Source organism: Erwinia pyri, from assembly GCF_030758455.1.
Lineage (GTDB): Bacteria > Pseudomonadota > Gammaproteobacteria > Enterobacterales > Enterobacteriaceae > Erwinia > Erwinia pyri.
Window position 1 is genome coordinate 1,370,931 of sequence record NZ_CP132353.1, and the last position, 12,497, is coordinate 1,383,427.

Sequence of the window (12,497 nt, forward strand, 5' to 3'; positions counted from 1 at the left end):
TCAGCCTCTGCGATTCTGTAACGCGATAAACAGGATAAGCACACCGCCCCAAAGTGCCATCGTCAGATAGCTGCTCACCCCCAGCAAATTCAGCCCACTCTCCAGCATTTGCAGCACGATAAGCGCCAGCACCATGCCAATGACCCGGCCAAATCCTCCCTCCGGGTTTATGCCGCCCAGCACCGAGGCCAGAATGGTCACCAGCAGCCAGGATTCGCCGTAGCCCGCCTTGGCGGAGTTGAACATGGACATCATCAGCAGCGCTGCGCCCCAGCTCAGCAGAGCCGAGAAGATATAAACCGTGATCTGAACCCTGGCGGTGTTAACGCCGCTGAAGCGGGTAGCCTGCTCGTTCGACCCCAACAGATAGATGCTGCGTCCCAGCGTGGTCTGCTCCAGCAGGACCCACAGGGCAAACGCCACCAGCAGAAACAGCAGCAGGGCAAAGGGGACGCCAAAGAGCTCGCCATTGCCCAGAAACTGAATCAGCGGAGGGAAGCCTGAAATCACCGCGCCGTTGGAAAGCAGGATGTTGAGTCCGGCGATCAGCGTCATGGTGCCGAGCGTGGCAAGAATGGGCGAGACGCCAATAATCGCAATCAGCAGGCCGTTCAGCGTACCGATCAGTACAGCCAGCAGCGCGCCAGCTATCAGGGCCAGCAGCAGGAACAGCGGCTGACCGGGATGCGCAACAATAATCGCCCCCATCAGCAGCGAGCAGGCGTTGGCGCTGGCAATAATCGACAGGTTAATCCCGCCGGTCAGCATGGTCAGCCCCATGCCCAGCGCCAGCAGGCCCAGTACGGGAAGCTGGGTAGCTATCGACTGAAAATTACCCGAGCTGAAGAAGCGGCCGCCCAGCGTAAGCGAGAACAGCGCCAGCACAATAACGATCATCAGCAGCTGCAGGCGTATGTTCCGGTCGCCGGGTAAGAGAGTGCTCAAGGTGTTCATGCTATATCCCCTTCGCCAGTTTGCGTTTTTCATTCCAGGCGGTGGCGCTGACGCTGACCAGAATAATCAGCCCGCTGAACACCATATGCCAGTAGGAGGAGACCGCCAGCAGCGTCAGCCCGTTTTGCAGGAAAGCGAGCAGCAGCACGCCCAGCAGCGTGCCCACCAGCGACCCGCGGCCACCGGTCATGCTGGTGCCGCCCAGAACCACCGCCGCCAGCACCGTCAGTTCATACCCGACCAGCGAATTGGGCGCCACCGACTGAGTTGTCTGCGCCTGCACCACCGCCGCAACGCCTGCCAGCAGCCCCATATAGCCATAAACGTAGAAGTGCAGCGTCAGCAGGTTCATTCCCAGCCTTGATGCCGATTCGCGGCTGCCGCCCATGGCGTAAATCTGTCTGCCCAGACGGGTGTAACGCATCAGGATGCCGGTCAGCACGAATACCGACAGCAGGCAGAGCAGGGGAAGCGTCAGGCCATACTCGTAGCCGTCGGCGGCGGTAAAAGAGAACCAGTTAATGCCGTTCATAAACCAGTCGGGGAACCCATAAAGCCAGGTGCCGTTAGTGAACCAGACCAGCAGACCATAGAAGAGGTTTAACGTGGCTATGGTGATAATGATTGCCGGTACACGAAGAAAATAGACCAGCGCGCCGTTGATCAGGCCAAGGATTAATCCGCAGGCCATGGCAATAGCGAAGACCAGCAGGAAATTGCCACCGTGAGCCAGCATCGTGCTGGCCATCACATACTGGGCGATAGCGGTCATTGCCGGAAAAGAGATATCTATCCCTCCGGCAATCAGCACCACAAACAGCCCGCAGGCCAGAATGCCCAAAATGGCATAGCTGGTGGCAACATCCGTCAGATTTCCCAGGGTCAGAAACTCGCTGGTACGCAGGCTGAGGCCTGCCGCGAGCAGCAGAATCAACATGCCCAGCCAGAACTCGTGATGGGTAATAAGATGACGTAATTTGTTATTCATTCACCACTCCGGCAATCTCTTCCTGCTGACACTGGTGAGGGGCAAAGCTCGCCACCAGCTCCCCTTTGCGCATCACCAGCACGCGATGGCTGTTGTAGTACGCCTCCGGGATTTCATCGCATATCATCAAAACCGCCATGCCGGACTCGGCGAGATCGCGGGCAATCCGGTAGATCCCCTCTTTGTTAGCGATATCAACCCCGACGGTGGGGGAGTCCAGGATCAGGACTTTAGGCTGAGCGGGAACCCATTTGGCAATGGCGACGCGCTGGGCGTTGCCGCCGGAAAGCGTCTGCACAGGCAGCTGGCTGTCCGACACCTTGATATTGAGATCGTGGATCAGCGTCGCCACCTGATGGCGGGCTTTGCGTCTGTCCAGTAAGCCTGTCCGGCTGCGAAGACGGTTAAAAACCGGCACCAGCAAATTGTCGAAAATGGACTGCTGCATCACCAGTCCCTGGGTCTGACGATCCTCAGAGACATAGGCAATCCCGTGACGAATGGCGTCACGATTGCTCTTCAGGCGCACCTCTCTGCCTTCAATGCTGATCCCGCCGCTGTCCGGCTGAGTCATGCCAAACAGCGACAGACAAAGTTCAGTACGCCCTGCACCCAGCAGACCAACAACAGAAGTGATCTCACCCCGCCTCAGGCTGAGGTTGACTGAGTGATACTCCCCTTTACGGGAGAGGTTGCGTACCTCTAACAGCGGCGTTTCACTTTTGTCCGCGCGTTCAGGTAGATGGCTGAAGGTAAAACGCTGTCCGGTCATCAGGAATGCCAGCTCATCGCTGTCGAGCTCGCTGGCCGGAAAGGTGCCCACCAGCTTGCCGTCGCGCATCACGCTTATCCGGTCTGCAACCTCCATCACTTCATCCAGCTTGTGGCTGACAAAGACCACGCAGATCCCCGCAGCCTTCAGCTCATTGACCACCCGCAGCAACCCGTTCACTTCATGGCGGGTCAGCGAGGCGGTGGGTTCATCCATAATCACCAGGCTGGCATCCGCCGCCAGCGCCCGACAAATCGCCACCAGCTGACGATCGGCAATGGAGAGCTTTTCCACTTTCCTGTCGGGATCGAGCGTTACGCCGATGCGCTGAAGCGTGTCGAGCGCCAGTTTGCGCATGGCGCTGCGTTTAACCCAGAAACCTCCGCCGGGCAGATAGCGGTGCACGGCGATATTCTCCGCCACGGTGAGATTCGGAAACAGCGACAGATCCTGATAAATCACCTGGATGCCGTAAAACGCGGAGAGTGAAGGGGAGAGATGGCTGAACAGCTTGCCATCGATGCCAATGTGCGACCCCTTATCAGGCTGATAAACACCGGAAATCACTTTGATCAGCGTGCTTTTTCCGCAGCCGTTCTGCCCGGCGAGGCAATGGACTTCCCCTTTTTTCAGGGTCAGACTGACATTATCCAGCGCCCTGACACCGGGAAAGGATTTGCTGATTTTTTCAAGAGAGAGAAAAGTTTGCGACATAGAATAGCTACCCCTGGGAGCGACCTGAATGCCGGTCAGCCGTTGACCGGCAGGATCCAGCCACTAAAAGCCGAGCGTTTTGGCGTTATCTTTGGTGACTTCCAGAATGCGGTTAAAGCGGATCACATGCGTCTGCATATCCACATCCGCCTTGCCCAATCCATCGATGGTCAGATCGCTGTTAACCTGTTTGCCCTGAAGCAGGCGATCGGCCAGGCTCACCAGCGCAAAACCGGCGTCTTTGGGATCCCACAGCAACGCTTTTTTGATGTCGCCTGAGGCGAGATAAGGCGCAGCCTGAGCTGGCATCGCAATGCCTACGACGGCAATTTTGTTTTTGGCGCGTTTACTTTTCACCGCCTGACCGGCACCAATCGGGCCGAGTGAACCAAAACCGATAATCCCTTTCAGGTCCGGATAGGTCCGCATCAGATCCAGCGTGGTGGCATAGGATTTATCAATGCTTTCAGCTACCGGCAGACGTGAGGTCACTTCCTTCATCTGCGGATATTTCTCTTTCTGATATTTGATGGCCGCATCGGCCCAGGCGTTGTGCAGCGGTACGGTCAGCGAGCCGACATAAATGGCATAGCCCCCTTTACCACCCATTGCGCTGGCCAGCTCATCCATGTTCTTTTCGGCGTACTTCTGGCTGTCGATGGTTTCGACATCCCACTGGCCAATCTGCTGGTCAGGCGATTCATGCGACAGAACTACGATGCCCTGATCGCGGGCTTTCTTCAGTACCGGCTCAAGCACTTTGGCATCGTTTGGCACCACAATAATGGCGTCCACTTTTTTAGCGATCAGATCTTCAATTACTTTGACCTGCTGAGCCGGATCGGGCGTGGAGCCGCCAACCTGATAGGCATTAACGTCAAGCTTTGTGGCGGCTTCTTTTACTCCTACTTCCATCCGCGTAAACCACGGGATACCTGTGACTTTCGCCACCACGGCGATATCATATTTTTCAGCTGAATAAGAGGGTGTTGTGAACAGCATGCAGGCAGAAACCAAACCTGCACATAATGCGACGTTGAATTTCATAGCAATACCTTTCTGTAGGGGCGGAGTATTCGTTTTATTGCCCGCAGGGTGCGGGCTTATAGTGACCCAAGGTGATTTTCACTACGCAAGCAAGATAACAAGCGCTTTTGTCAGGACAGGCGGGTTTACGGCGGAATTGTGATGGCTGACCAGTCTTGTTAAAAGTGTTAATAAATTACGTTAATAAATAGTTAAATAAGTAAACTATGTAGGATGTTTACTCCACTTATGTGTTTTATTTTTGTTAAAAAATAGGTCTGTTCAGATGTGCCGTTAACATTTTCCTCAGGCTCTGTTGTTACAGTGCACAAAAAGTCCTGGCAAAGCGTACATCTGAAAAATCTGATGATGAAACTGCGAGCAAGATCGCAGATAAGTTTGGTAACTCTTCGCGCAGAAAGACTTTCTGGGTTGCTTTGCCCCGTAAATGGGTTACAAAACGCTTATTTTATGGCGATTGACGGGAAAGATCCTTTGTTCCACACTTTTGCGGAAATTTTCTTTCTTCAACATCGTCACAATGGTGCATAAGCGTTTAAGGTTTATCAGCGTGCTTCTGACAGTGCTGCGACAATAGCGGGTGTGCGGGAGTAGCGCACTATGACGTAATAACAAGGATACCCATGTCGACAACCCTCACCAGCCGTCCGGCCAGCCCCGAAACCTCGCTGGCCAGCATCTCCTTTGCCGTTTTCCTTACTTATCTCACCGCTGGGCTTGCCTTGCCGGTGATCCCGCTCTTTGTGCATCAGGAGTTAGGGCTCAACAACGTGATGGTGGGGATTGCCGTCGGCATCCAGTTCTTCGCGACGCTACTGACCAGGGGTTATGCCGGCAGGCTGGCCGACCAGCGCGGCGCCAAACGTTCGGTGATGCAGGGCATGCTCGCCTGTACGCTGGTGGGGCTGGCCTATGTGCTGGCCGCCCTCCTTCCGCTGCCGGTGATGGGTAAATTTGCGCTATTAGTGGTGGGAAGGCTGCTGCTCGGTTTTGGCGAAAGCCAGCTGCTGACCGGAAATCTCACCTGGGGCCTGGGGCTGGTGGGGCCAAAGCGTTCCGGCAAGGTGATGTCCTGGAACGGCATGGCGATTTATGGCGCGCTGGCGGCTGGTGCACCGCTTGGCCTGATGTTGCACAGCCAGGGCGGATTTATGATGATGGGTATCGCCACCATGATCCTTCCGGCAATCGCTTTACTGTTTAACATCTGGGTTAAACCGGTGCCCACCCACGGCGGCGAACGCCCCTCATTATGGTCGGTAGTGGGGCAGATCCTCTCCCCTGGATTTGGCCTGGCATTGCAGGGCGTGGGCTTCGCCGTGATTGGCACCTTCACTACACTCTATTTCGCCAGCCAGCAGTGGGGTAATGCGGGTTTTGCCTTAACGGCGTTTGGCCTCGCTTTTGTGCTGGTGCGCATTCTGTTTGGCTGGATGCCGGACCGGCTGGGCGGCGTCCGGGTTGCCCTGATTTCGCTCGGCATTGAAGCGGCAGGGCTGCTAGTAGTGGGGTTTTCTGCCACAGCCTGGATGGCGCTGGCCGGGGCCGCGCTGACCGGTGCCGGTTGTTCACTGGTATTCCCTGCTCTGGGGGTGGAAGTGGTAAAGCGTGTCGCTCCGCAGGTACGCGGCACGGCGCTGGGAGGATTCTCCGCCTTTCAGGATATTGCTTACGGCGCCAGCGGACCGCTAACCGGTATTCTCGCCACTTCCTTTGGTTATGGTTCGGTCTATCTGGCGGGCGCCGCCTGCGCAGTCGCAGGGATTGCGGTGGTCTTAAATTTCGCCCGCCATCAGTAATCAAGCTGCGCCAGCTTGTTAACGGCCTGAATAATCTCTGCCCGCGCCAGGGCAGAGAAGCCCAGCATCCAGCCTTGATGGCGCGGCGGGCCTGCATAGAGTGGCGAAAGCCTGGGCAGCTTTAATCCCGCTCTGCTGCCTGCCTGAGACAACTTCTCCTCACCGCCTCCGGGAAGCGCCACCGTCAGCTGCAACCCGCTGCTGTGACCCAGCAATTGCAGCCTGTCACCAAGCTTGTTATTTAGCTCCTCCAGCAACAGATCACGTCGGCTGCCATAGAGCTTTCGCATTAACCTCAGGTGCGCCTGGAAATGGCCGTTATCGATAAAATCAGCCGTTACTGCCTGCATTAACTGGCTGCTGTGACCATCCATCACGCTACGAAGCGTTCTCAGGGCCTCCACTAATGACGGCGGCACCACCAGGTAGGCCAGCCTCAGAGAGGGAAACAGTGATTTGGAGAACGTACCCAGATAGAGCACCCGAGTGTTGTCGAGGCCTTGCAGGGCGGGCATGGGCTGTTCGCCATAGTAAAACTCGCTGTCGTAATCGTCTTCCAGCAGCCAGCACTCTGCGCGACGAGCATAGGCCAGCCACTGCAAACGCCTTTGCAGACTCATGGTGACGCCGGTGGGATATTGATGCGAGGGAGTAATATAAGCCAGCCTGGCCCCGGTATAGTCTGGCGTTATCGCACCTTCACTATCCAGCGACATGGCCCTGACTGAAGCACCAGCGCTGATAAAGGCGTTACGGGCACCGCTATACCCCGGCTCCTCAAGCAGCACTTCATCGCCCGGATTGCACAGCAGCAGGGCGATCATGTGCAGCGCCTGTTGAGAGCTGGTCAGGATCACCACCTGCTCCGGCGTACAGCGTACTCCGCGGGACTGTCCAAGATAACGGGCTACGGCATCACGCAGGCTGGGCAGGCCTTGCGGATCGCCGTAACCCATAACGCTCTCGGGTTGATGACGAAGACGTTGAGCCATCAGGCGACGCCAGATAGTCTGCGGGAAAGCGCGTAAATCGGGCGAGCCCGCCGCAAAAGCATGCGGATAGAGCGGATCCTGGCAGCCGCCTGTGGCAATAATGAGTCTGCCACGGGCGGAAAGCGGTACGGAGAGGGAGGCGGGCTCAGGCTTCTGAGGCTGGCTTCTGCTCATGGTCACTGCGACAAACGTGCCTTTGCCCATCTGTCGCTGGAGGTAACCTTCACTTTCCAGCTGCGCATACGCGGCTTCTACGGTGACGCGGGAAAGGGATAACTCACTGGCTAACAAACGGGAAGAAGGCAGCCTTTCAGCGGTTCTTAATGTTCCTGCAGCGATCAGCCGACGCAACGTCGCGCAGAGTTTTTCCCTTTTGGTCAGCGCCTCCTCCGCATTAAAAAGTTGAATAAAGGGCACCGCATTGAATGGCATAGTGGTCTTATCCGGAAAGGGGAATGGGTATTAGCGCTAAGGCCAATTGAACGTATCATCAGGATCACTAACAAGCAAAGGAGTTCTTATGACTACCCCATCCGCCGTTTTACACTTTCCTCCCGCTACTGCCGGGCAGAGCGAAATCTGGCTGCGGGCAAAGCTGGCCTGTTACGCAGATGCCTGGGATCTGGCACAGGATCTGGCCGCTGGCGTGGAAGAGATTGTGGTACTGGACGTCAGATCCGTTGAGCAATATCAGAAAGGGCATATCTGCGGAGCAGTGAGTTTCCCGCACCGTATGATGACGGCGGATACCCTGGCCGCGCTGGATCGTGAAAAAGTCTATATCACCTACTGTGATGGTATTGGTTGCAATGGCTCAACCAAAGGCGCGTGGAAGCTGACAGCGGCAGGGTATCAGGTAAAGGAGTTAATTGGCGGCCTCGATTTCTGGCTGCGTGACCAGCATCCGGTCACGCAGGGAGAGGCGGCAGGGGAGTGGCCTGCAGAGTCAACGTTAAACGATTGTGGTTGTTAAAGACTCAGAGGAAAACCCACAGCAGGAACAGAATCAGCACCAGCACCGCGAACGCAGTAAATGCCGGACGGTTTACCAGCGGCTGAAGGACTGGCGGCACATAGCCAAACAGCGGTGCAACAATCGGCTGCGGCTGGATATCGATGTCAGCTACCAGCTGTTCGCGCAGGCGTTCGGCGCGGCGGGCAAACAGCAGATTCATCAGATCCTGGGCCTGGGCCGGGGTAAGGATCGCCAGCGGCGGCTGCTGAAAGCGTTGCTGGCTGGCATCCTCAAGCATGCGCTGTTCGGCATGATCCGGCGGCACTTTCAGCGAAGAGAGCAGCATCGGCAGCGTTGGGGCCGCATGCTGGCTCAGCGTCTGGCTGACCTGAAGGTACTGTGTCAGCAGCGGGAACAGGCGCGAAGGAATAGGATCGCCGCTATGCAGATTCACCACTTTCATCACTGAAGCCCACAGCTTCACTGGCTGTTCGCCCGTGGCGGCAGCCAGGCGGGCGATCTGCTGATTCAGCGTATGATGTTCAGCAGGCAGCAGCGTACGGTCGCTGATACGGTTTTGCTGCGGCTGTGGGATCGCCATCTGACCATTCTGCAACATGGTTAATACCTGACGCAGCTGGTCCGGGTTCAGCGAGCTGAGCACCGTATGACCAAACTGTTGCCGGATAAAGTCGCTGACCGCCTGACGATTGTTCCCCTGTGGCAGCAGATCCGTCAGCTGCTGGAAAAGCTGGCGGTTAGCATGGGTATTCTGTACCTGAGAGAGGCGGGTATTAAGAAACTGCTCCGCCGCAGGGAAATGGCGCGACAACAGACCCGCATCGTTTTTCACCCCCACTTCATGACGCAGTCCGGCCCACAGCTCAGGCGACTTCAGCGAGCTCAGCGACATAATTTTAACAATCAGTCTTTCCAGCGTGGTGCGCTGGACCGGCGTCAGCGGCTGATCTCCGGGGCCTGGGCGGGAAGTGCCAGCTTTGGCATCGACCGCTGTACGATCGCCAGGGATCGGCGCACCGGGGCCGCTAAGAGGTTGCATGAAAAAATCCTTAACTCAAAGGTCAACATCCGGGGCAGGCCGGAGAAAGGGTGATTGGCTATGATAACAATCCCGCCCTGTGATAGGTAGTAGCGTGGGCCTGGCTGGGGGAAATATTTTCTGTCTGGCGGATAAAGAAAAGGCCGGGTTGCCCCGGCCGCTTTTTATTTACTCAGTAATCGCCTGTAAACGCCTGCGCCGCCAGCGTTTCCAGATAAACGGCACCACCAGCACGGCCACGGCCAGCACCAGCAACACTTTACAGATCAGGCTTTCCCACAGGATAGGGAGACTGCCGTTGCTGATTGACAAGGCGCGGCGCAGGTTCTGCTCCAGCATTTCGCCCAGCACGAAGCCCAGAATCAGCGGTGACATCGGGAAATCCATCTTACGCAGGATATAGCCGAATATCCCCAGGCCCACCATCAGCAGCAGGTCAAACGTATTGCTGTGCACGGCGTAGACGCCAACCGTTGAGATGGCCGCAATAGCCGGTACCAGGAACCAGAGCGGGATTGTCAGCATCCGGGCGAAAATATTGATCATCGGGATGTTCATGATCAGCAGCATCACGTTACCAATCAGCAGGGCAGCAATCAGTCCCCAGACAATATCGGGCTGCTCGGTAAACATCGCAGGACCCGGCGTGATGTTATAGAGCGTCAGGGCGCCAACCATCACCGCCGTGGTGCCGGAACCGGGGATGCCCAGCGTCAGCATCGGGATAAACGACCCGCAGGCCGAGGCGTTGTTCGCCGCTTCCGGTGCCGCCACGCCGCGAATGTCGCCTTTACCAAAGGTTTCGCCGCCGCGAATTTTCTTCTCGGTCATATAGGCAATAGCGCTGGCGATGGTCGCCCCTGCGCCTGGCAACACACCCACAAAAAAGCCCACAAATGATGAACGCAGGGTTGCGCCCGTACAGTCAGCCGCCTCCTTGAGATTGAACATCATGCGGCCGCTGGCGCGCACAACTTTCTGCCCGCCGCTGGTGGACTCCAGCATCAGCAGAATTTCGCTTACCGAGAACAAGCCAATCACCACCACCACAAACTGAATGCCGTCAGAGAGATGCACGCTGCCGAAGGTGAAGCGATAAACGCCGGTGTTAGCATCCACCCCCACGGTAGCCATGCCAAGGCCAATCAGGGCAGCGAGGAACGACTTCAGCGGGTTCTGGCTCATCATGCTGCCGAGACAGGCAATGGCAAACACCATCAGCGCGAAGTATTCCGCCGGACCAAAGGCCAGCGACCAGTTCGCCAGGATTGGCGCAAACAGAATAATGCCCAGAATGGCGATGGTAGAGCCAATGAAAGAGCTGACCGCAGAGACAGAGAGTGCCACACCCGCCTTTCCCTGCTGCGCCATCGGGTAGCCATCCAGCGCGGTCATAATGGCCCCCGCATCCCCCGGCACATTCAGCAAAATAGAGGAGATGCGCCCACCATATTCGCAGCCGATATAGACAGTAGCCAGCAGGATCAGCGCCGACTCCGCAGGCAGGTGCAGAGCAAAAGCCAGCGGCATCAGGATCGCCACGCCGTTAATCGGGCCAAGTCCCGGCAGCAGTCCGACAATGGTACCGATAAAGCAGCCAATTAAGGCAATCAGCAGGTTGGTGGGCGTCATCGCGACCGCAAACCCCTGCATAAGAAAAGACCAGGTTTCCATGCGGTTCTCCGTTAGCTCAGCCAACTGCCGAGCGGTAAAGTCACTTCCAGCAGGCGGTCAAACGCGTAAAACAGCGCCACGCCCATGATCACGCCAGAGAGCGCGGCGGCCCACCAGCGTGCGCCAAACAGCATGCCGATGCCAAAGGTGAGCAGCGCGGTCATAAGCGGGAAGCCCAGGCTCTCAAAAAACCAGCCGTAGAGCGCCAGGATCACCATCAGTGCCAGTAGCCTCAGCAGCGTACCGCGTTTTGGCCAGTGAATAGTGTCGGGCTTGCGCAGCAGCATGCAGATGGCGCAGAACGCCATCAGCCCGAGGATAATCATCGGAAAGGGGCGAGGCCCCACAGGTTCATAGCTGTACTCGCTGTGAAGCCCCCAGCCGATATAAAGACCGCCCAGACAGAGCAGCAGCCAGATGCTGGCAAAGATACGATCGCTCATTGGGCGCTCCTGTTATTTCGCCAGACCAAAGGATTTGGCTTTTTCACGGTAGTCGTTGACCTGTTTCTTCACGTAGCTGTCCAGCTCCTGACCGAACATGTTGAATTCAAACAGGCCGCGCATATCGCGCTGCTTTTTGAACTCATCCGTTGCGACCATTTTTTTGAATGCTTCAGACCACCAGTTGTATTCCGCATCGGTGACTTTCGGACCCAGATAGAACCCACGGATCACCGGCCATTCAATGTTGAAGCCCTGCTCTTTGGCCGTAGGAATATCAGCAAGCTGGCCCGGCAGTCGGTTCGGTGCCATCACGGCCAGTACGCGTAGCTTGCCCGCTTTCAGATGCGGCACCATCTCACTAAGGTCGCCGGAAACGACCTGAATGTGGTTGCCCAGCAGCGCCGTAACGGGTTCGCCGCCGCCTTCAAACGCCACATAGCGCATTTTGCGGGGATCGATGCCAACTTCGCGGGCGAGCAGGGCGGTTTTCATCCAGTCCTGGCTACCAATCGAGGCGCCGGCGCCTACCACCACTTTGTTCGGGTCAGCCTTCATTGCGGCCATCAGCTCTTTCAAATCTTTGTACGGCGAGTCTGCACGCACCGCTACCATGCCGTAATCCGTCCCCACGGCGGCCAGCCACCTCACATCATCGACCGTATAGCGGCCAAATTTCCCCTGAGAAAGATTGAGTAACGAACCGCCTGAGAACGCTACCACGGTGCCTGCTTCAGCCGGACGCTGCGCAACGATGGCGTTGTAAGCCACGGCACCCACGCCGCCAGGCATATAGGTGACGCGCATGGGGGACTCAATCTGTTTGGTTTCCTGTAGCGATACCTGAAGCAGTTTGCAGGTCAGGTCAAAGCCGCCACCGGGTTTTGCCGGGGCAATGCATTCGGTACGATTAGGGGCCTCAGCGGCAAAACTGGCCTGTGAGGCCAGGGCCAGGAAAGCAGCGGCAAGCGCCGTGCGGGTCATCTTTTTCATCAATTGCTCCGTTCTTTTCTTCCAGAGTGTGAGCTTTCCCGAACTTCCGGGGTTGTAGAATTGTTAAAACATTAACCTTTCATTTACCTTTCAGTGGGCAGGAAAA

11 protein-coding genes are annotated in these 12,497 nt (G+C 56.8%); 2 read left to right on the plus strand and 9 right to left on the minus strand.

Annotated elements, in window-relative coordinates:
* The 4 genes from Q3V30_RS06485 to Q3V30_RS06500 all read right to left on the minus strand — a co-directional run bounded on the left by Q3V30_RS06485 (nucleotide 1) and on the right by Q3V30_RS06500 (nucleotide 4,475).
* Entirely contained in the window at nucleotides 1–954 is a 954-nt protein-coding gene (locus Q3V30_RS06485; protein ID WP_306211501.1) for an ABC transporter permease, read from the minus strand.
* A gap of 1 nt (nucleotide 955) precedes the next feature.
* Complete coding sequence (locus Q3V30_RS06490) at nucleotides 956–1,942, minus strand: ABC transporter permease (protein WP_306211503.1); 987 nt, start codon at nucleotides 1,940–1,942, stop codon at nucleotides 956–958.
* On the minus strand, nucleotides 1,935–3,428 hold the full coding sequence (locus tag Q3V30_RS06495; RefSeq protein ID WP_306211505.1) for a sugar ABC transporter ATP-binding protein: 1,494 nt from the start codon (nucleotides 3,426–3,428) through the stop codon (nucleotides 1,935–1,937). Before Q3V30_RS06495 ends, Q3V30_RS06490 begins: the two co-directional genes overlap by 8 nt.
* 63 nt (nucleotides 3,429–3,491) lie before the next feature.
* Entirely contained in the window at nucleotides 3,492–4,475 is a 984-nt protein-coding gene (locus tag Q3V30_RS06500; protein ID WP_306211507.1) for an autoinducer 2 ABC transporter substrate-binding protein, read from the minus strand.
* Nucleotides 4,476–5,098: 623 nt separating this feature from the next.
* Between Q3V30_RS06500 and Q3V30_RS06505 the strand changes: the two genes are divergently transcribed.
* Nucleotides 5,099–6,274 (plus strand): MFS transporter, encoded by a 1,176-nt coding sequence (locus Q3V30_RS06505; protein ID WP_306211509.1) that lies wholly within the window; start codon nucleotides 5,099–5,101, stop codon nucleotides 6,272–6,274.
* On the opposite strand, the gene pdxR is transcribed toward Q3V30_RS06505, so the two are convergent.
* Nucleotides 6,268–7,698, minus strand: a complete 1,431-nt coding sequence (pdxR, locus tag Q3V30_RS06510) for a MocR-like pyridoxine biosynthesis transcription factor PdxR (protein ID WP_306211511.1) — start codon at nucleotides 7,696–7,698, stop codon at nucleotides 6,268–6,270. The genes Q3V30_RS06505 and pdxR overlap by 7 nt on opposite strands.
* A gap of 88 nt (nucleotides 7,699–7,786) precedes the next feature.
* On the opposite strand from pdxR, the gene Q3V30_RS06515 reads away from it, so the two are divergent.
* Complete coding sequence (locus Q3V30_RS06515; protein ID WP_306211513.1) at nucleotides 7,787–8,239, plus strand: rhodanese-like domain-containing protein; 453 nt, start codon at nucleotides 7,787–7,789, stop codon at nucleotides 8,237–8,239.
* Nucleotides 8,240–8,243: 4 nt separating this feature from the next.
* On the opposite strand, the gene flk is transcribed toward Q3V30_RS06515, so the two are convergent.
* From flk to Q3V30_RS06535, 4 genes are all read right to left on the minus strand, one after another.
* The gene (gene flk, locus Q3V30_RS06520) at nucleotides 8,244–9,281 is read right to left on the minus strand and encodes a flagella biosynthesis regulator Flk (RefSeq protein ID WP_306211515.1); all 1,038 of its coding nucleotides are present in this window, start codon (nucleotides 9,279–9,281) and stop codon (nucleotides 8,244–8,246) included.
* A 168-nt stretch (nucleotides 9,282–9,449) separates the two neighbouring features.
* Nucleotides 9,450–10,955 (minus strand): tripartite tricarboxylate transporter permease, encoded by a 1,506-nt coding sequence (locus Q3V30_RS06525; protein WP_306211517.1) that lies wholly within the window; start codon nucleotides 10,953–10,955, stop codon nucleotides 9,450–9,452.
* Between the two features lie 11 nt (nucleotides 10,956–10,966).
* A complete protein-coding gene (locus Q3V30_RS06530; protein WP_306211519.1) occupies nucleotides 10,967–11,398 on the minus strand; it encodes a tripartite tricarboxylate transporter TctB family protein in 432 nt (143 codons plus the stop codon).
* A 12-nt stretch (nucleotides 11,399–11,410) separates the two neighbouring features.
* Nucleotides 11,411–12,391, minus strand: a complete 981-nt coding sequence (locus Q3V30_RS06535; RefSeq protein ID WP_306211521.1) for a Bug family tripartite tricarboxylate transporter substrate binding protein — start codon at nucleotides 12,389–12,391, stop codon at nucleotides 11,411–11,413.
* Between the last annotated feature and the right edge of the window lie 106 nt (nucleotides 12,392–12,497).

What these genes read in the sequence shown, in the direction of transcription:
- Q3V30_RS06485 (WP_306211501.1), bottom strand. Translation starts at nt 954, where the DNA reads ATGAACACCTTGAGCACTCTCTTACCCGGCGACCGGAACATACGCCTG.
- Q3V30_RS06490 (WP_306211503.1), bottom strand. Translation starts at nt 1,942, where the DNA reads ATGAATAACAAATTACGTCATCTTATTACCCATCACGAGTTCTGGCTG.
- Q3V30_RS06495 (WP_306211505.1), bottom strand. Translation starts at nt 3,428, where the DNA reads ATGTCGCAAACTTTTCTCTCTCTTGAAAAAATCAGCAAATCCTTTCCC.
- Q3V30_RS06500 (WP_306211507.1), bottom strand. Translation starts at nt 4,475, where the DNA reads ATGAAATTCAACGTCGCATTATGTGCAGGTTTGGTTTCTGCCTGCATG.
- Q3V30_RS06505 (WP_306211509.1), top strand. Translation starts at nt 5,099, where the DNA reads ATGTCGACAACCCTCACCAGCCGTCCGGCCAGCCCCGAAACCTCGCTG.
- pdxR (WP_306211511.1), bottom strand. Translation starts at nt 7,698, where the DNA reads ATGCCATTCAATGCGGTGCCCTTTATTCAACTTTTTAATGCGGAGGAG.
- Q3V30_RS06515 (WP_306211513.1), top strand. Translation starts at nt 7,787, where the DNA reads ATGACTACCCCATCCGCCGTTTTACACTTTCCTCCCGCTACTGCCGGG.
- flk (WP_306211515.1), bottom strand. Translation starts at nt 9,281, where the DNA reads ATGCAACCTCTTAGCGGCCCCGGTGCGCCGATCCCTGGCGATCGTACA.
- Q3V30_RS06525 (WP_306211517.1), bottom strand. Translation starts at nt 10,955, where the DNA reads ATGGAAACCTGGTCTTTTCTTATGCAGGGGTTTGCGGTCGCGATGACG.
- Q3V30_RS06530 (WP_306211519.1), bottom strand. Translation starts at nt 11,398, where the DNA reads ATGAGCGATCGTATCTTTGCCAGCATCTGGCTGCTGCTCTGTCTGGGC.
- Q3V30_RS06535 (WP_306211521.1), bottom strand. Translation starts at nt 12,391, where the DNA reads ATGAAAAAGATGACCCGCACGGCGCTTGCCGCTGCTTTCCTGGCCCTG.